This window comes from Lentibacillus kapialis (assembly GCF_014646635.1).
GTDB lineage: Bacteria > Bacillota > Bacilli > Bacillales > Amphibacillaceae > Lentibacillus > Lentibacillus kapialis.
The window spans coordinates 46,365-64,402 of record NZ_BMNQ01000007.1 but is presented as its reverse complement, the minus strand read 5'-3'; the positions used below and the strand labels follow the sequence as shown (position 1 = coordinate 64,402).

General features: G+C 44.5%; 21 protein-coding genes and 1 riboswitch. Of the genes, 12 read left to right on the top strand and 9 right to left on the bottom strand.

What is annotated here, in order from left to right:
- Position 1: 1 nt before the first annotated feature.
- Positions 2 to 1,957 (bottom strand): aconitate hydratase, encoded by a 1,956-nt coding sequence (locus IEW67_RS04830; RefSeq protein ID WP_188631933.1) that lies wholly within the window; start codon positions 1,955 to 1,957, stop codon positions 2 to 4.
- 156 nt (positions 1,958 to 2,113) lie between these two features.
- On the opposite strand from IEW67_RS04830, the gene IEW67_RS04825 reads away from it, so the two are divergent.
- The 6 genes from IEW67_RS04825 to IEW67_RS04800 all read left to right on the top strand — a co-directional run bounded on the left by IEW67_RS04825 (position 2,114) and on the right by IEW67_RS04800 (position 7,444).
- Complete coding sequence (locus IEW67_RS04825) at positions 2,114 to 2,917, top strand: TIGR00266 family protein (RefSeq protein WP_188631932.1); 804 nt, start codon at positions 2,114 to 2,116, stop codon at positions 2,915 to 2,917.
- Positions 2,918 to 2,973: 56 nt separating this feature from the next.
- Positions 2,974 to 3,156: a YfhD family protein gene (locus IEW67_RS04820; protein WP_188631931.1), complete on the top strand. Its 183-nt coding sequence runs from the start codon at positions 2,974 to 2,976 to the stop codon at positions 3,154 to 3,156.
- Between the two features lie 112 nt (positions 3,157 to 3,268).
- Positions 3,269 to 3,709 (top strand): YueI family protein, encoded by a 441-nt coding sequence (locus tag IEW67_RS04815; RefSeq protein ID WP_188631930.1) that lies wholly within the window; start codon positions 3,269 to 3,271, stop codon positions 3,707 to 3,709.
- Positions 3,710 to 3,792: 83 nt separating this feature from the next.
- Entirely contained in the window at positions 3,793 to 4,044 is a 252-nt protein-coding gene (locus IEW67_RS04810) for a DNA alkylation repair protein (RefSeq protein WP_188631929.1), read from the top strand.
- A gap of 403 nt (positions 4,045 to 4,447) precedes the next feature.
- Complete coding sequence (locus tag IEW67_RS04805; RefSeq protein ID WP_188631928.1) at positions 4,448 to 5,209, top strand: hypothetical protein; 762 nt, start codon at positions 4,448 to 4,450, stop codon at positions 5,207 to 5,209.
- A gap of 243 nt (positions 5,210 to 5,452) precedes the next feature.
- Entirely contained in the window at positions 5,453 to 7,444 is a 1,992-nt protein-coding gene (locus IEW67_RS04800) for an acetoacetate--CoA ligase (protein ID WP_188631927.1), read from the top strand.
- Between the two features lie 61 nt (positions 7,445 to 7,505).
- On the opposite strand, the gene IEW67_RS04795 is transcribed toward IEW67_RS04800, so the two are convergent.
- From IEW67_RS04795 to IEW67_RS04780, 4 genes are all read right to left on the bottom strand, one after another.
- Positions 7,506 to 8,114 (bottom strand): class I SAM-dependent methyltransferase, encoded by a 609-nt coding sequence (locus IEW67_RS04795; protein WP_188631926.1) that lies wholly within the window; start codon positions 8,112 to 8,114, stop codon positions 7,506 to 7,508.
- 50 nt (positions 8,115 to 8,164) lie between these two features.
- Entirely contained in the window at positions 8,165 to 8,707 is a 543-nt protein-coding gene (locus IEW67_RS04790) for a GNAT family N-acetyltransferase (protein WP_188631925.1), read from the bottom strand.
- A gap of 71 nt (positions 8,708 to 8,778) precedes the next feature.
- The gene (locus IEW67_RS04785; RefSeq protein WP_188631924.1) at positions 8,779 to 9,369 is read right to left on the bottom strand and encodes a histidine phosphatase family protein; all 591 of its coding nucleotides are present in this window, start codon (positions 9,367 to 9,369) and stop codon (positions 8,779 to 8,781) included.
- 185 nt (positions 9,370 to 9,554) lie between these two features.
- A complete protein-coding gene (locus IEW67_RS04780; RefSeq protein WP_188631923.1) occupies positions 9,555 to 10,463 on the bottom strand; it encodes a LysR family transcriptional regulator in 909 nt (302 codons plus the stop codon).
- 129 nt (positions 10,464 to 10,592) lie between these two features.
- On the opposite strand from IEW67_RS04780, the gene IEW67_RS04775 reads away from it, so the two are divergent.
- Complete coding sequence (locus IEW67_RS04775) at positions 10,593 to 11,624, top strand: YeiH family protein (RefSeq protein WP_229671679.1); 1,032 nt, start codon at positions 10,593 to 10,595, stop codon at positions 11,622 to 11,624.
- 18 nt (positions 11,625 to 11,642) lie between these two features.
- A complete protein-coding gene (locus IEW67_RS04770; protein ID WP_188631922.1) occupies positions 11,643 to 12,062 on the top strand; it encodes a universal stress protein in 420 nt (139 codons plus the stop codon).
- 99 nt (positions 12,063 to 12,161) lie between these two features.
- Here IEW67_RS04770 and panF read toward each other — a convergent pair whose 3' ends face one another.
- The 4 genes from panF to IEW67_RS18320 all read right to left on the bottom strand — a co-directional run bounded on the left by panF (position 12,162) and on the right by IEW67_RS18320 (position 14,730).
- On the bottom strand, positions 12,162 to 13,604 hold the full coding sequence (panF, locus tag IEW67_RS04765) for a sodium/pantothenate symporter (protein ID WP_188631921.1): 1,443 nt from the start codon (positions 13,602 to 13,604) through the stop codon (positions 12,162 to 12,164).
- Positions 13,601 to 13,885, bottom strand: a complete 285-nt coding sequence (locus tag IEW67_RS04760; protein ID WP_188631920.1) for a YhdT family protein — start codon at positions 13,883 to 13,885, stop codon at positions 13,601 to 13,603. Before IEW67_RS04760 ends, panF begins: the two co-directional genes overlap by 4 nt.
- 225 nt (positions 13,886 to 14,110) lie before the next feature.
- Positions 14,111 to 14,548 carry a DUF4064 domain-containing protein gene (locus tag IEW67_RS04755; RefSeq protein WP_188631919.1) on the bottom strand — a complete coding sequence of 146 codons (438 nt, stop codon included), beginning with the start codon at positions 14,546 to 14,548 and terminating at the stop codon, positions 14,111 to 14,113.
- A gap of 53 nt (positions 14,549 to 14,601) precedes the next feature.
- On the bottom strand, positions 14,602 to 14,730 hold the full coding sequence (locus IEW67_RS18320; protein ID WP_268238643.1) for a hypothetical protein: 129 nt from the start codon (positions 14,728 to 14,730) through the stop codon (positions 14,602 to 14,604).
- A 195-nt stretch (positions 14,731 to 14,925) separates the two neighbouring features.
- A riboswitch (TPP riboswitch) is annotated at positions 14,926 to 15,041 on the top strand.
- 86 nt (positions 15,042 to 15,127) lie between these two features.
- On the opposite strand from IEW67_RS18320, the gene thiW reads away from it, so the two are divergent.
- The 4 genes from thiW to thiM all read left to right on the top strand — a co-directional run bounded on the left by thiW (position 15,128) and on the right by thiM (position 18,036).
- Positions 15,128 to 15,619 (top strand): energy coupling factor transporter S component ThiW, encoded by a 492-nt coding sequence (gene thiW, locus IEW67_RS04750; protein WP_188631918.1) that lies wholly within the window; start codon positions 15,128 to 15,130, stop codon positions 15,617 to 15,619.
- A gap of 159 nt (positions 15,620 to 15,778) precedes the next feature.
- On the top strand, positions 15,779 to 16,465 hold the full coding sequence (tenA, locus tag IEW67_RS04745; RefSeq protein WP_188631917.1) for a thiaminase II: 687 nt from the start codon (positions 15,779 to 15,781) through the stop codon (positions 16,463 to 16,465).
- Positions 16,462 to 17,265, top strand: a complete 804-nt coding sequence (thiD, locus tag IEW67_RS04740; RefSeq protein ID WP_188631964.1) for a bifunctional hydroxymethylpyrimidine kinase/phosphomethylpyrimidine kinase — start codon at positions 16,462 to 16,464, stop codon at positions 17,263 to 17,265. Before tenA ends, thiD begins: the two co-directional genes overlap by 4 nt.
- Entirely contained in the window at positions 17,266 to 18,036 is a 771-nt protein-coding gene (gene thiM, locus IEW67_RS04735) for a hydroxyethylthiazole kinase (RefSeq protein ID WP_188631916.1), read from the top strand.
- Positions 18,037 to 18,038: the final 2 nt, after the last annotated feature.

Here is an 18,038-nt window from a genome sequence, read left to right as displayed (position 1 = left end):
GTTACCCTCCTATCTGTTGCCGGTCTTTTACCCAATTAATGATGCCGCCTTTCAGCATAATCTCAACCTGACGTTCAGAAAGACTGTGCTGCACATTGATTTGTTCATGCTTATCTTTTACATCAACAGAAAATTCATTCCCTTGCTGAATTTTATTCCGTAAATCTGAGAGCTCAAGAACATCGCCCGCTGAAAGCAAATCAAAGTCCTCTTCATTGACAAACGTGAGTGGCAGCACACCGAAATTCACGAGATTTTGCCAGTGTATTCGGGCAAAATCTTTCACGAGTGCAACTCGCAACCCCAGGTATCGCGGTGCCAGGGCAGCATGTTCACGACTGGAGCCCTGACCGTAATTAAAACCGCCAACAATCGCGTGACCTCCGTCCTCGACAGTTGCCTTTCCACGTTTGTAGTACGTGGCGTCAATTATTTCGAACGTAAACTTGCTGATCTCGGGCAAGTTACTCCGATACGGAAGCACGCGAGCCCCGCCGGCCAAAATCTCATCAGTTGATATGTTGTCGTCCATTTTCAGAAGTATTGGCAATTCCATCTTGTCAGGCATCTCGTCCATCTTAGGTATGGAAGCGATATTTGGTCCCTTGTTTAGCTCAACATTTTTCGCTTGTTCATATGGAAGTGGCGCATCAAGCAAATCCATATGCGCTGTTGCGTGTTTGGGCTCCTTTATTTTAGGAATTTCCGCTTCAAGAGTGCGCGGATCGGTAATCTTCCCTGTCAATGCAGATGCCGCGGCTGTTTCCGGACTGCACAGGAACACACTATCTTCCCGCGTCCCGGAGCGGCCGGGAAAATTTCGCGGCGTTGTACGCAGGCTGTTTCGCCCTGTCGCAGGTGCCTGTCCCATACCAATACAACCGTTGCACCCAGCCTGGTGCATCCGTGCCCCGGACTGCAGCAGGCTGGCAATATGACTCTCCTTCACTAAATCTGTCAGCATCTGCCTTGATGTCGGGTTTATATCAAATGACACCCCATCAGCAATATTCTTACCATTTACAATTTCTGCAGCAATGGCAAAATCACGGTAACCCGGATTGGCGGATGAGCCCACATATGACTGGTAGATTGGTGTGCCAGCCAGTTCCCTGACAGCGACAACGTTCCCCGGACTTGATGGCTTCGCAATAAGTGGTTCCAGTTCCGAAAGATTGACCTCTTCCAAGATATCATACGTTGCTCCTTTATCTGCCGTTAGCTCAATCCAGTCGTCTTCGCGGTCCTGGGACTTCATAAATCGCTTGACTTCTTTATCGGATGGAAAAACCGTACCTGTTGCACCGAGTTCCGCTCCCATATTGGCAATGACATGACGGTCCATGGCACTTAAATTTTCAACGCCCGGGCCAAAATACTCAATCACTGACCCGACACCGCCTTTTACGTCGTGTCTGCGCAGAAGCTCAAGAATAACATCTTTCGCACTAACCCATTCCGGCAACTTGCCGGTGAGCTTGACTCCCCATACTTTTGGCATCTTGACATAAAACGGTTCACCGGCAATAGCCATTGCCACATCGATTCCGCCTGCTCCCATTGCGAGCATTCCCATACAGCCGTTAGCACACGTATGACTGTCAGATCCGAGCAGTGTTTTGCCTGGTTTCGCCAATCGCTGCATATGTACGGGATGACTCACACCATTACCCGGCCTGGAGTAATACAGTCCGAAGCGTTCTGTGGCACTTTGAAGAAACAAATGGTCATCGGGATTCTTACTGTCCTCCTGAATCAGGTTATGGTCGACATACTGTGCTGATGCTTCGGTTTTCGCCCGGTCGAGTTCCATAGCCTCAAGCTCCAGCATAACCAATGTCCCTGTTGCATCCTGAGTGAGTGTCTGATCGATTTTCAGACCAATCTCTTCACCAGGTGTCATCTTCCCGGCAGCCAGATGATCTTTAATCAATTTCTGGGTAATATTGAGTGGCATCAAATTCCTCCTAACAAATAGCATCTGCATTATTTTTATACGCAAGTATACTTTTGTAGTATATGAAAAAGACGTATAATTATTTGTAAAGCATGTGAATCTTTTCATGATTTGCCACGTATTACTCAGGTAACAACTAAAAAGGGGATGGAAAACGTGAATAACCATGAAATTGAATATGAGCTTCACGGGGATGACATGCAATTCGTCGAAGTTGAACTCGACCCGCAAGAAACGGTGATTGCTGAGGCAGGCAGTCTGATGATGATGGATGAGGAAATTCACATGGAAACGATATTTGGCGATGGTTCATCCAACCAGGGCAGCGGTCTGATGGGAAAGTTAATTGGCGCCGGAAAACGTGTCATTACCGGTGAAAGCCTATTTATGACAACTTTCACAAATGAAGGGAACACTAAAAAACACGTATCCTTCGCTTCCCCATATCCAGGCAAGATTATGCCGATGGATTTAAGTGATTTGAATGGAAAACTGGTTTGTCAAAAAGATGCCTTTCTCGCCGCCGCAAAAGGTGTATCAGTCGGAGTGGAATTTCAGAAAAAGATAGGCGCGGGCTTTTTCGGTGGTGAAGGATTTATCATGCAAAAACTTGAAGGCGATGGAATGGCATTTGTACATGCCGGTGGAACAATGCATAAAAAGGAACTCACCCCCGGGGAAACATTGCGGGTTGACACCGGTTGTCTTGTTGCGATGACGCAGGATATTCATTATGATGTAAAATTTGTCAGCGGTGTCAAAACAGCCTTGTTTGGTGGCGAAGGGCTGTTTTTCGCGACATTGCGAGGCCCGGGGACAGTGTGGGTGCAATCACTGCCGTTCAGCCGCCTTGCCAGTAGAGTGTTTGCCTCAGCTCCTCAGGAAGGCGGCTCAGATAAAGGAGAAGGAAGTATCGCAAGCGGATTATATAATCTTTTGGGCGGTGACAGACGTTCATAATAACTGTGTTTTAAGCACATACTAAACACGAAGCCATTTTGATTGGGGTGGATTGTATGGGAAGAGACGAACATCGGACGAATCGCAGAGGAAAAGCTCGTTTGGCGCAAACGCCGAAATATGCGAAAACAGACAGCAAGGATGTTGAATTTTCCGTAGAATTTGGTGACCACAACGACAAAATAGCTCAAGTTAGAAGACACGCAGCCCAAGAACGTGTAAAAAACAGGAATTCCTGATAAAAAGTGCCCCCTCTCCGGGGCACTTTTCATTTTTTAATTGTGGTTTTTTGCAGGACAACGATTCATGGGTTAAACTAAATACATGAATATTGAACAAGGAAGTGGCAGCATGGGGAAAAAGAATGTCGATGACTATTTGACAGAAGGAATTTACGGCTCCCGGCAAACGAAACGGTCTGAACGGAAACAATTCCTGGGAACAATCAGGGAGCGCATTGTAATTGCGCTTACGAAAGGCCAGGTCATGTCGGATAAAGGACTAAAACATCTGGAGACGGCAATGAAGGCAAATAAAGATACCAAACTGCTGATGAATGGTGATGTTCCACATAAGTTTCTAAAAGAAGAAAAAGCACTGGCCAACAAATATAACATTCCCTGGACTGAAGTTACCAATGAGGAATCAGATACAGACATCGGGGCAGTCCTTGCGTATGATTATGCAATTGATAAAGAATATATTTTTATTGATGACTCTGATGAAAAAGTGAAAAAAAAGACTAAAACAACTAAATCCTTTTTTGGGAAAATTAAACGATGGCTTTCATAACCTGCCTGATGCATGTCACTCAACTGGCAGCTTTCGAATAAAAAGTTACAGTATTGGAATGATAAGGCTTGGAGGTGTCTGATATGACGCAACAATATCTTTGTCCGAACTGTAAAACAAATCGTTCACGGTTTAATATGATCGAACAAGTAGCAAAACCGGTGAAATTGGATCCACAGACCGGCGATATTTTAAAGGATTATACAGACAGCCAGCCGGAAATTTTTCATATTACCTATAGTGGCCCGGAATATAAAATACAATGCGGTTCATGTGGACTGATTGAAGATGAATATACGTTTATAAAATTTGCTGAACATGACCGCAGCCAGTAGCTATGGCAATCACCACTATCTAAAAGCACTCCGGAAATACTTTGCTGGAGTGTTTTCTTATAAATTATGTACGACCTTATAAGGAAAACGTTGGCACTCGGTATAAGACGGGCAAATGCCGGTTTTTTCTAATTCAAGCTCAGCCTGCGCATGAGATTCAACATCATTTTGGCTTGTCACAAAACATATTACGTATGAGGCGAAAAACGTGAATAAGCGATTATATTTTGATTTTGCGAAACTTTAATGCGACATTTTTTGACAACACCCTTAATAGTGATCATTTCTGCCGAAAAAATGGCAATTTTTTTGTGTTATTCACGTTAAATGTAAAGTTGCAGCCTGTGTTGTAGCGTGATATAGTTTAAACAACCTTTGTTGAAGAGTAAGGGAGGTGAGATGATTGGAAGATACTTTACAACTGTTAATCGATGAAATCAGAGGCATCAAAATTAACATGGCGACCAAAGATGACTTGTCCGGGATGGCCTCTAAGGACGATATCTACGGCATGACAACCAAAGATGACTTGTCCGAGATGGCTACTAAGGACGACATCTCTGGCATGGCGACCAAAGATGACTTATCCGATATGGCCTCTAAGGATGATATCTCTGGCATGGCGACCAAAGACGATTTATCCGGCATGGCGACCAAAGATGACTTGCCCGGTATGGCTACTAAGGACGACATCTCTGGCATGGCGACCAAAGATGACTTATCCGGGGTGGCTACTAAGGACGATATCTCTGGCATGGCGACCAAAGACGATTTATACGATATGGCTTCTAAGGACGATATCTCTGGCATGGCGACCAAAGAGGATTTATCCGGCATGGCCTCTAAGGACGACATCTCTGGCATGGCGACCAAAGACGATTTATCCGGCATGGCCTCTAAGGACGACATCTCTGGCATGGCGACCAAAGACGATTTATCCGGCATGGCCTCTAAGGACGATATTCAACGGCTTGAAGATAAAATAGGTGACAATGCAGCACGAATTGATCGTAATTACTACCAAATCAACCGAAACTTTAGTCAGGTTGCAGTGAATTCCGAAAAACTGCAGGAGCTTTCAGATAGCAATCGAAGGCAGGATAAATCGATGGAAACCCTTGCTTTACGCTCCATAGAACATGAAACAAAGCTAAGGGATTTATAGAAAACCACATTTAACAAACAATAACCGAAGCTAAAAACTTCAATATCTTTGTCAATTCACTATTCCTGAATAAAGCCACTCCAATAATATGACTTCCTGACCTTTTCATTTTGTTGAAACGTATACCCTACAGCTCATAAACCATAATGACATTTCCAATTCCCAACCCCTACTTATCCTTTACACACGGAAAACGGTTTCATATAATAGATAACGAGTGCAGTCTAAAGGAGGGGCAGGATATTGAACGAGATAAAAGAAGGTACCCTGTTATGGGAACCGGATAATAAACGAAAACAACAATCAAAAATCTATGATTATATGAATTGGTTAAGCGCACATAAAAACCTGCAATTCGGTGACTATCATTCGCTCTGGAAATGGTCCACAGACGAATTGGAAGATTTCTGGATGTCAATATGGGAATACTTTGATATCCAAGCGGAAAATCCTTATAGAACAGTTCTGACATCACATCAGATGCCTGGAACGGGATGGTTTCCGGAAGCGACTATTAACTATACCGAACATATTTTCAAAGACCGAGATAATGAAAAGCCGGCTATTATCCATTCGTCAGAATTACGCGGCACAGAGGAAATTACATGGCAGAAACTGTACCAGGACACAGCGGCCATGCAGCAAACCCTTAAAAATATGGGTGTAGCAAAAGGCGATCGTGTCGTGGCTTATGTTGCTAATATCTATGAAACTATTGTGGCGTTTTTGGCGACCGCAAGCCTTGGTGCAATCTGGTCGAGTGCCTCACCGGAATTTGGCACTCAAAGCGTGATTGACCGGTTCAAACAAATCGAACCGAAAGTGATGGTGACCGTTGATGGCTACCGTTACAGCGGAAAGGATTTCGATCGGATTGATGTCGCGGAGAATATTCAGTCCGAGTTGCCGACATTGGAAGCAACTATCGCTATCCCGTATTTGAATAAACAACCTGATACAGGTCATCTGAAAAACGTCACATTATGGGAAGATGCGATTGCGGAATCAGGGACCCTTACTTTTGAACATGTGAACTTCAATGACCCGCTATGGGTACTATTTTCTTCCGGCACCACCGGAAAACCGAAGCCGATTGTGCAAAGTCAGGGCGGTATTTTGCTTGAACATCTGAAAGCATTGACATTTCATGCAGACCTTGGAGAAGACGACCGTTTCTTCTGGTTTACCACCACAGGCTGGATGATGTGGAATTTCCTTGTCGGCGGACTGCTGACCGGCAGTACGATTATCCTATACGACGGCAACCCGGCCTATCCGGACAAGCGGATGCTGTGGAAGTTTGCCCAGGATACAAAGATGACAGTCTTTGGTACGAGTGCAAGCTATATTACCGCGTGTATGAAAGATGAGGACCTGAAACCTGGTGATGAATTCGACTTGAGCCATCTTAAGAGCATAAGTTCAACTGGGTCTCCGCTTCCGCCTGAGGGATTTCAATGGTGCTATGATAATGTGAAAAAGGACCTTTGGATTGCCTCAGCAAGCGGGGGAACCGATGTCTGTACAGCATTTATTCTGGGTGTACCCATTTTGCCGGTATATGCAGGGGAACTGCAGTGCCGCGGACTTGGTGCTAAAATTAAAAGTTTTGATGATGATGCCAACCCGCAAATTGAAGAAGTCGGTGAACTTGTACTGACTGAACCATTCCCATCCATGCCAATTTATTTTTGGAATGACCCGGACGGTACTCGCCTTCATGACAGCTACTTCGATGTATTCCCGGGTATTTGGCGGCACGGAGATTATTTAAAAATTACCGAGCGGCGCACGTGTGTCATTTATGGACGATCTGATGCGACTATTAATCGCGGAGGAATTCGTATCGGTACGAGTGAAATTTATCGTGCGGTCGACCACGTCAGTAAAGTAAGTGATAGTCTAATTGTGGACGTTCCAAAAGGTGATGGCGAATCCTATACACCATTATTTGTCCTGATGAAAACCGGTGAGGAACTGACTGATGATGTGAAAAACACAATTAAACAACAGATCCGTCAACATTGCTCACCACGGCACGTACCAAGCGGTATTTACGAAGCGCCTGATCTGCCGAAAACACTAAATGGCAAAAAACTGGAAATACCGATCAAAAAAATATTGATGGGAAAACCGGTTAATGAAGTGGTCAATAAAGGGTCATTGAACAACCAGACTTCACTTGATTACTTTGTTCGTTTCGCGGAAGAACAAGCTGAAATAGGTAATAAGTGAGAATGAGGATGTCGGACAGACATCCTCATTCTGTATTAGCATCCAAACCGATAAGGCTATATTATTTAACCGGTCTGGCCCAGATTAAACTTATGATATCTGTCCAATAACTGTTCTTATAGTCAACCTTAGGAGCGGAGTTCTCAACAATCTTCATGATATTTCGGTCACAATGGCAGCCGGCGGTTTTTTTGAACAATGGGTCGACCATCTTTTGAGTATACGACAAAACACGATTTGAGCTGATACCGTGTTCCATTAACAGGATGATGCCATCTTCACGGCACCAGCGGTTAAATTGATTCAACACCCCCGTTGGATTGGGATAGCCGCACATCGTCAGCGTGGATACAATGCAATCAAATGAACCCGATTCAAAAGTCAAATCTTCCACATCCTGTTGTATCAGTTCGGCATCCATTTTATAATCGGTGGCAGTTTGTCCGGCACTTTTAATCATTTCCGGGCTGAAATCCACCCCTGTTACATGAACGTTCTCCCTGCTGTAATATGGGAAGTTTGCCCCGTTGCCGACACCCACTTCCAAAACTTTTCCATAGGCACTTGCTAAAAGCGCCCTTCTCCAACGTTCCCAAAAACGGCTGGTGCATAATGCGTTAAACATGTCGACGTGTTTATCATATTTCCCGATTAGCTTGTCTTTTGGCATCTCTTCCCATCCTTTCGACAACCCGGTAACTAATTAAGTAAACATTTCTTTTACGATTGCAGCGCTTGCCATTCCCGGCGCAAAATGCCAAAAATAAGCATGTCCTCGGACTCACCGTCACGATTCAAATATTCTCTGTGGCCGCCCTCATGTTTAAAACCGCACTTTTCATAAGCTGCAATCGCCCGATTATTACGTTCAAATACAGTTAACTGAACACGAAGCAGATTCAGTTCCCTGAACGCAAAACCCAAGACAAGCCTAAGCGATTCCTGACCATATCCTTTGTTCCAGTTTGTTTTATCTCCAATACCAAGTGCCAGCCATGCATTACGGTTCGCCCAATCAATCGAATCCAGTTCCACGAATCCAATTAAGTCATCCGATTCCAGTATCCGGACTGCAAACAGAAATTCATTGTTCTTGAGCTTTTTCAAATACCACTCTTTTAACTCCTCAACGGATTTTGGAAAAACGGGAGAAGCATCCATAAGCCGCATAAACGTTTCATCCTGATACCATTGCTCCAATATAGATAAATCAGTCTCTTTAAATCTAGTCAGTTTGATTTTATGGCCTGTCAGTAATTTCACTTGGTCCCCACCCTATTCATTTCATTATCAAAATGCTGCATAAAACAGCTGAAAATTGCCATTTTAAACAGTCAATTAAATAAATCGCTTTTCAACAAATGCTCAGTCCAATTATACATATCACAAGCCCAGCCGCTATCATCTCTTGACATGGAGGTTAGTGATGTGTTTTTTAAGGATTCATCCATATTCGAATCAGGAAGAAGTCTGTTCAAGAGCATCTTAATGAATGTTCCGTGGCTGACAATTAATACATTCTGATGCTTATGCTTGTCACTAATCTCGTCAATAAATGCCATCCCTCTGGCAATAATGCTGTCCTGTGTTTCGAATTGCATATCCAGTTCACGCCACTTAGGTCCCCATTGCTGCACCCTTTCTTCCTCTGTCATCCCTTCAACAAGTCCGCAGCCTCTCTCACGAAGCCTGGAATCCAGCTGTAACTGTGTTCCAAGTTTATCATTCAGAATTTCCGCGGTTTGCTTCGCCCGCAATAGATCACTGGAATATACAATGTCCCAGTCACCGATTTCCAGCTGTTCCGCCAAAAGACGAGCCTGCTTTAAACCTTCTGTATCTAATGGAATATCGGAGTTTCCTTGCGCTCTTCCTTCCTTGTTCCACTGTGTAACCCCATGACGGACAAATCCGATCGTTGTCATTTAAGCAACACTCTCCCAACGCGTATTTATTAGAGACACTATTAGTATGTTAACATAATGACGTTATCAAAATTGTAATCTTACACTCTGACAAAATGATACCGCAGTCTATTAAGTATACACTCATTTTCACTACTTTGCCTCAGCAATTAACTCTGCAGCTAAGAGCACGCCTCGCAAAATGGCTATTCCCCAGCGGAAAAAACAGTGAGTTCCTTTTTATGCCGCAATAATGCTATAAAAACCTGCAATGCCTTGGTCTGGAAGGGCGACGTTGTAACGATTGAAAATTGTCTTGTGAACGGCAGACCCTTAACATCAACCATTTGTATATCACCATTGCGCAGTTCTTTTTGAATGGCCCATTGTGATAATAAACTTATTCCAAGCCCCGCCTCGACCGCTTCTTTGATAGGCTGTGTACTGCCAATATTCATAATGTTGGCAGGCGAAATCCCAAAACGCTGAAACATTTTTTCAGCGGCTTCCCGGGTACCTGAACCCACCTCCCGCAAAATCCACGTTTGTTCTTCTAAATCCTCTGTCGTTATTTCATTATGCCTGTTTACCAAAGGATGTTTCGGAGACGCAACAACGACCATAGAATCTTCTGCAAATTCTTCAGTCTGAAATTGCTGTTCATTTTTAAAATGACCTTCCACAATACCGATATCAAGCTGATGATGCATCACTGAATCCGCAACTTCAGCTGTATTGCCAATCATGACAGTGGGCCGGATTTCCGGATAGCTTTCTTTCATTTTAGCAAGAATATGAGGAAGCACGTACTCACCAAACGTATAACTAGCCCCAATTGAAAGGGGGCCGCTGGCTTTATTAGCTAAATCATCCACCAAATGTTGCATTCTGGTGTACAAACCAACAATTTCCTTCGCATGATGATAGACAATTTCACCAGCTTTATTTAAGTGCACATATTTATTCGTCCGTTCCAAAAGCCGCACACCTATATTCTCCTCAAATGTCCGTATATATTGGCTGACGGCAGGTTGTGTCATATGTAATTCTTCCGCTGCTCTTGAAAAGTTTTGTTTCTCTGCAACTGTTACAAAAACCTGTAAGTGCTGATCCATTTTATAACTCACCCTTTTAGCACGTGTTTTGTTTATCATAACATATTACTTATGGTCATGATTAGAAATAATTATTTTCCTTATGTTAGTAAAGCCATTATGCTTAATAAAGGAGGTGTTTTCATGGCGATGCCGGAAATGCAAACAAACACAGAAACAAAAAAACAGCCGTCCCCCCAAACAGCTTGGATTGGCGGGATAGCATTCACTTTTTTGATTGCTTTACTAGGATATTTGCTCGCAATGGTGCCCGGGTTCGACCGTGTCGGACAATTGGCATGTGCCATTATAATCGCTGTTTTTTACCGACAGATTTTCGGATATCCTGAAGCGATCCGACCGGGAATTGCCTTTGCATCAAAGCGATTATTGCGGGCAGCCATTATTCTGTACGGACTAAAACTGAGTATTGATACTGTTCTGAGTGATGGTCTTGGACTGTTAGTTCGGGATGCCGGCGTCATTGTTTTTGCTATTTTAGCAACTGTCTGGCTGGCGAAAGTGTTTAAAGCGGATAAAAGCATATCCCTATTACTTGGAGTTGGTACAGGGGTCTGCGGGGCAGCAGCCATCGCCGCAGTTGCGCCGATTGTGAAATCAAAAGATGAAGATACAGCTATTGGTGTTGGCATTATCGCCTTGATGGGAACCATTTTTGCAATCGCATATACCATACTGCGTCCTGTGCTGCCGCTTGACGCCATTGAGTACGGGATCTGGTCAGGATCCAGTCTGCATGAAGTTGCTCATGTTGCTTTGGCAGGTGCGCCTGCAGGTGATGAGGGATTAGCCATCGCATTGCTGGCAAAATTGGGGCGTGTCTTCTTGCTTGTTCCGCTTTGTTTTATCTTTATAGCGATTATGAAACGCAAAAACAAGACAAATGAAGCAGAAGACGCAAAGATCGAATTTCCATGGTTCCTTGTTGGTTTTATTATTGTAAGTATTTTGGGAAGCTACGTATTAGGTGAGTCTATCCCAGTATCAGATGGTGTGATGGATGGCGTATTCACGTTGACAACATGGTTGTTGACAGCAGCCATGGTCGGCCTTGGTCTGAACGTCAGCTTGAAGGACTTGCGTACACGTGCGTTACGCCCATTGGCTGCGATGACCATTACGTCATTAGCATTATCTGTTATCGTTTACTTCATCGTATAAAAAGAGGGGGATACTTTCGTGAATTCTATCTTATTTGCTACGGACGGGTCGGAATCATCCAAACATGCCGGGGAAATGGTCAAAGATTATCTCAAAGCTTGGCCGGAAGCAGAATTATACGTGCTTTACGTGACTGCCAAAGAAAATTATGCCTACGATTATATCCCGGATGTGATTGACCGTTACGAAGATCAGATTAAAAAAGACATAAGAAATACAGTCGAAAACCAGATGTATACGGAATGGAAGAATCATGTACATTTTGTGCACAAAGTCGGTCATCCAAGTACAACCATCTGTGACGTTGCCAAAGAAAAAAATGCTGACATAATCATTGTTGGAAGTCACGGTCGTGGATTTTTTGACCGTTCATTGCTCGGAAGTGTTGCCCATGCCGTCCTGAACCGAACCGAACTACCTGTACTAGTGGCTCGTTAATCCAAGAACATGTAAAGCCGTTTGTCCACTGAGGTCAAGCGGCTTTTATTTTTACATCCGGTTCACGAAACGAACGACCTCCTCAATCAGTCCAATGCATCAGCTTGCAGCCTCACTTATGGATGCATTTCGGGTTCCCAGACTCACCAAGACATAAACAAAGAACGACACCACGACCGGTAGCACGACCGAATGTAGGCCAAATGGCTGCGGGAAGAATGTATCTGATATAATATAAAGACCGACGCCGGCGACCATGGACGCAAGCGCACCGAATTTATTCCCTTTGCTCCAGTACAGACCCATAACAATCGGCCAGATAAATGCCGCTTCAAGCCCACCAAAGGCAAACAGGTTCAGCCAGATTATCAGATCAGGCGGGTTAAGCGCCATCAGGAATACAATAATCCCTAGAGTCGCTGTCACACCAATACTCAACCGTTTGACCCGCTGGTATGTCGCCTTTGGTTCGACATAATTCAAATAAACATCTTTAACAACTGATGAACTGACCAGGAGCAGCAATGAATCGACCGTTGACATGATGGCTGCCATTGGGGCTGCAAGCACAATACCTGCAAGCCAGTTTGGCATAACTTCCAATGCTATCAGCGGCATAACCTTATCACCGACTTCAATGCCAGGTAAAATCGGCCGGGCAAACACCCCGATCAAGTGCATATTCAACATAATCACACCAACAACGATCGTACCAATAATGATGGCACGATGCATAGAACGGGAATCCTTATAGGACATCGCCCTGACCGTAATCTGGGGCAATGCTACAACGCCGACACCGACCAGTATCCAAAATGACGATACGAAGGCTGGTGTGAGCGTTCCCTCAGCACCATACGGCGTAATTAAATTCGGATTTTCGGCACTTAAACCTGAGATGATATTGGAAATGCCGCCACCTGCAATAATCGTCGCAACCAGCAAAATGAGCGTTCCGACAAACATTATCGAACCTTGAATGGCATCAGTTAGGGCGACCGCCCGAAAACCGCCGATCGTTACATAAATAAGCACGAATAACGCAAAAATGAATAAAGCACTCGTATACGGTATTCCAATCAATGATTCAATTAACCGGGCACCGCCAATCCACTGGGCCGCCATCGCCGAAAATAAAAAGATAATAATGCTGAACGCTGAAATCAGGACAACCCACTTGGATTGATAGCGTTCTTTTAAAAAGTCGACCATCGTGAGCGCTTTATACTTTCGCGTCACAATCGCAAATTTTTTACCTAAAACCATCAGCACAAAATAGCCCGTTGATACCTGGGTCATCGCCAGGAATACCCAGCCCAGCCCCTCGGTATAGGCTGTACCCGGGCCTCCGATAAAACTGCTGGCACTGCCGTATGTTGCCGTCATCGTCATTGCCAGGACAAACCCGCCAAGACTCCTTCCACCGAGGAAATAATCCTGCATAAACGTATTTGACGATCTTATGTATTTACTGGACCACACCCCAACAGCAAAAATAATCACTAATATCGCAATTAATGGAAGTAATGCCTGCCAATTCATGTTTCATCTCCCTCTTCATCGAACGAAACTTCGACAAACCATTTTTTTACAACAATCGTCACTAGCACAGCCATGACAATGAATCCCACTACACAGCTATAAAAAAACCAGGCCGGCAACCCGAAAACATATGTATATTCAGACGGGTTCTTACCACCAAGCCCGTATGCAAAAGCAAACCACCAGATAAAATTGAAAATAACCAAACCTGCCCCAATCAGCGCTTCACGGTTGGCAACTTTATAGCGCGGATCGTTATCAAATCTATTTTCATGACTCATGGAATTCACTCCCCCACACAACGTACTATTATTTAACGTTCCATTTAAATATAACGGAAACACATTGAGTTGTAAATATTTAAAATATTCATATTCCAAACAAAACGCCTGGACTAAAAATTCAATGCGTACAAGCTCAGAGATTTTCGCCGGCTAAACAAGGGAGTAGTCATCTATAATATCATAGAAAAAGAGCAGCCTTGAAGCTGCCCTTTAAAACACGTCTTATTCAACTGTTTCCTGAGAGACAGGTGCCGGAGCCTTCCGTGCCAGGCACATGATACCGGCTATCAAATAGAATATACCACTGAATATCATTCCCCCGAAGGTAATGATCGTACTCAGCACGGCTGTCACAATTAAAATGATTCCTGCTGCCTTGGGTTTTTTATCGCCTTTCACAAACACGATGGAAACAATACCCAAAATCACACTGATAACAGTAAGGATAATAAGATACCAGCCGCTTCCCTGCATCATCCCAAGAACGGCATCCATATCGCCCGCTGCCATTCCCGGCTGCTGCTGTGTTATCTCCTCTTTCGCCTGATTCCAAACGGCCTCATTATTGAAAAGCCATACCATAAAACCGCCAACAACAGTAAATAAGCCATAAATAAGTGCACCAATAATTGTCAGCACAATTTCACCTGTTCGACTCATACAAGTCCTCCTCCGTTTCATCTTCAAACATCCTATGCAACACGTTAAAAGAATTATTCGACGTCCGCATAGTCCATCAATTGTACCACAAAATCATCCAATCTTTCCTCCATCAGGTTGTTTGTCAGGCCAGTCACCCATTGCAGAATATGATCTAATAAACGATTACCATACGTAATCATTCAAATACTTTTTTGCCCGTCGGAAAAACCCCCGTCCTTATACGAAATCCATCAACTCGGAAACGCGGGATCACACTCCGGTTACATTCACCATTTCCATTCCGACTTTCATTCTATCAAAATTAATTGGAATTTTTAATAATTCCATGACAAAATCGAAACTGTTTGTTAAACTTAAAATGAACAAATATATATCAAAACTACTAGGGGTGCCCAAAAAACGCGGGCTGAGAGGAAAGGCGTCTGAGCTTTCCGACTCTTACGGACCTGATCTGGTTAATACCAGCGTAGGGAAGTAGTCTGACTGCAAGTTGATATCAGCTATTTCAAGCCAGGTCCATTTTATGGATCTGGCTTTTTTGATTTTCCTTCCGCCCCTAATGAGAGGAGGGTTGAATTGAACCGGACGCGTTTACTGACAACGATGGCTGTTTTTGTGGCAATTGGAACTCTGGGCGCACAGCTATTATGGTTTCCGGCAGGCGTTGCCAAGGCCTATCCGGTACAGCACGCGGTCAACGTCATGTCTGCGGTCACACTTGGTCCTGGCCCGGCAATTATCATCGCCTTTATGATCGGTCTTGTCCGCAATATGCTTGGTCTGGGGACACTGCTGGCATTTCCGGGTGGGATGATCGGTGCTTTTATGGCTGGTTATCTATATCGCCTAACTGACAAAAAAGGAATGGCTGCACTTGGTGAAGCAATCGGTACCGGGGTTTTCGGTTCATTGTTTGCCGTGCCATTTGCCCGTATCCTGCTGGGCAGTTCAGCCGGCGCATTTTTCTTTGTGCCATCGTTTCTCGTCAGTTGCATAACAGGTGCATTAATCGGCTGGTTTGTCGTTTCGAAAGTGGGATCGGATATTTTTATAAAAAATTACGTATGAGAAAAGCTGCGAAAGTTATATTGGCCGGGGGTATTTCCTTTTGGACCTGAGACGAACGAATACCAACGCAGAAAGGCAGAGTAGGAACACATTGATTTTCTATTAATCTGATTTTACGCTTCCTACAGCTTCCTGACAATGATAGTTGGAGGTTTTAGAATGACATTCACACAGATGTTACGTAAAGAAAACGATGATATTTTCCGGACTATTTTTAATCATCCATTTGTCGATGGCATTGGCAAAGGAGAAGTTCCGGATGAGGCAATTGCACACTATATAAAAGCTGATTATGAATATTTAAGTGCTTTTATCCGAATTTATGGAACGGCTATTTCTAAATCTGCCAAACGCGAAGACATGCGATTTTTTAATGACCAAATCCAATTTGTCCTGAACAGTGAAATTCATCCGCATCACAATTTCTGTGATCATATTGGCGTTGGCTATGTGGAACTTCAGGATTATCCGCTTCCGCCGACCGCCGATCATTATATGAAGCATATGATGTATCACGCTCATATGGGTGGTTTAGGCGAAACCATTGGTGCCCTTTTGCCTTGCCCATGGACTTATTTGGAAATCGGCCAGGAATTAAAAACAAAATATGCTCCATCAGCTGATCATCCATTTTACCAATGGATTAGCTTTTATGCCGATGAAAGTACTCGTGACATAACCAGAAACATGAGGCAGCGCCTGGACAAAATTGCAGAAGATGCTTCACATGAGGAACAAAAACATATAAAAGAAGCGTTCCGGAAAAGCTGTCAATTGGAGCTGGCCTTCTGGGAGATGGCTTACACGTGCGAAGAATGGCCTGGAGAGAAGGTGAGCAGCCAGTGACGCATATACCCGCAGCATTGACAATTGCCGGCACCGACCCAAGCGGCGGCGCCGGCATCCAGGCTGACTTGAAGACATTTCAGGAATTAAAAACGTATGGTATGTCGGTTATCACCTCTGTGGTTGCTCAAAATACGACAGGCGTCCAGGACGTACAGCATATGTCAGTGTCTATGATTAAGCAGCAACTAAAATCGGTTCTTTCCGATATCCCGTTCCAGGCGTTCAAAACCGGCATGCTGGCTGACATTGATATTATGGACGCCGTGATTGAGAAGATTTCCGGACTGGATTCCCCTTATATTATGGATCCGGTTATGATGACAACGAGCGGTCACACATTAATCGCGGAGGATTCCCGTAAGTATTTACGTGAGAATCTGCTGCCATTATCGGCATTGGTCACACCGAATATACCGGAGGCAGAGGTGATTACCGGAGAAACGATTAAAACACCCGACGACATGCAACAGGCTGCCAAACAGATTGTCGATGAATTCGGTGCAGGAGCTGCTTTAGTGAAAGGCGGTCATATGCAAAGTCAAGCAGCCGACTTTTTGTTTGATGGGGAAACAATGCATACTTTCTCAACCGAACGAATCGATACGCAAAACACACACGGAACCGGATGTACCTATTCAGCAGCCATTACGGCCTATGTTACCCACGGTTACAAGCTGCCGGATGCCGTCCAGAGGGCAAAGGACTTTATAACGGCAGCTATTTGTCATTCATTTTCGATCGGACAAGGGAACGGCCCGACCAATCAGTGGGCACATCGAATGGAAAGGGTGAAGTAAATGAAACAAGCCATTATTCAAGAAGCACGCGAAACGATGCCGCTTATCCAACACCTGACCAATCAGGTGGTTATGAATTTTTCAGCTAACGGGCTGTTATCATTCGGAGCAGCGCCAGTTATGGCTAAGGCTGAAGATGAAGCTGCCGATATGGCTTCAAATGCCAATGGTGTCCTTCTCAATATCGGGACGTTAACTGCTGATGAGCTTTCAGGGATGATTCGTGCAGGTGTTGCTGCCAATGAAAAAGGGATTCCGGTCGTCCTGGACCCGGTTGGCGTTGCAGCAACACCATTCCGGACGACAGCTGCAAGGAGCATTCTGGAACAAGTAAAGCCGACAATGATCAAAGGAAATGCCGGTGAACTCGCACACCTGGTTGAAATTCCGTGGGAAACAAAAGGTGTCGAATCAGTCGGTGAAGGCAATGCCGATGAAATCGCTGCTAAAGTGGCTAAAACGTATCAGACTGTTGCTGTGGTCACCGGCAAAACGGATGTTATTTGCACTGGTGATGAGGTTTTGCAGAATCAATCCGGTCATTCGATTCTAGGTAAAATCACCGGTGCCGGCTGCCTGCTTGGATCGATCTTAACAGCCTGCCTGACAACAAACGAAGCCAGCGGTCAACAGGCATTAACCGCTCTTGAGTTTTACGGGCTCGCCGCAGAACATGCTGCCAGACAAAGAGACGTCAATGGCCCGGGGACATTTCTCCCCCATTTCATCGATGCGCTATCGCTCGACCCTGCCGAACTTGAAAGGACGTAACT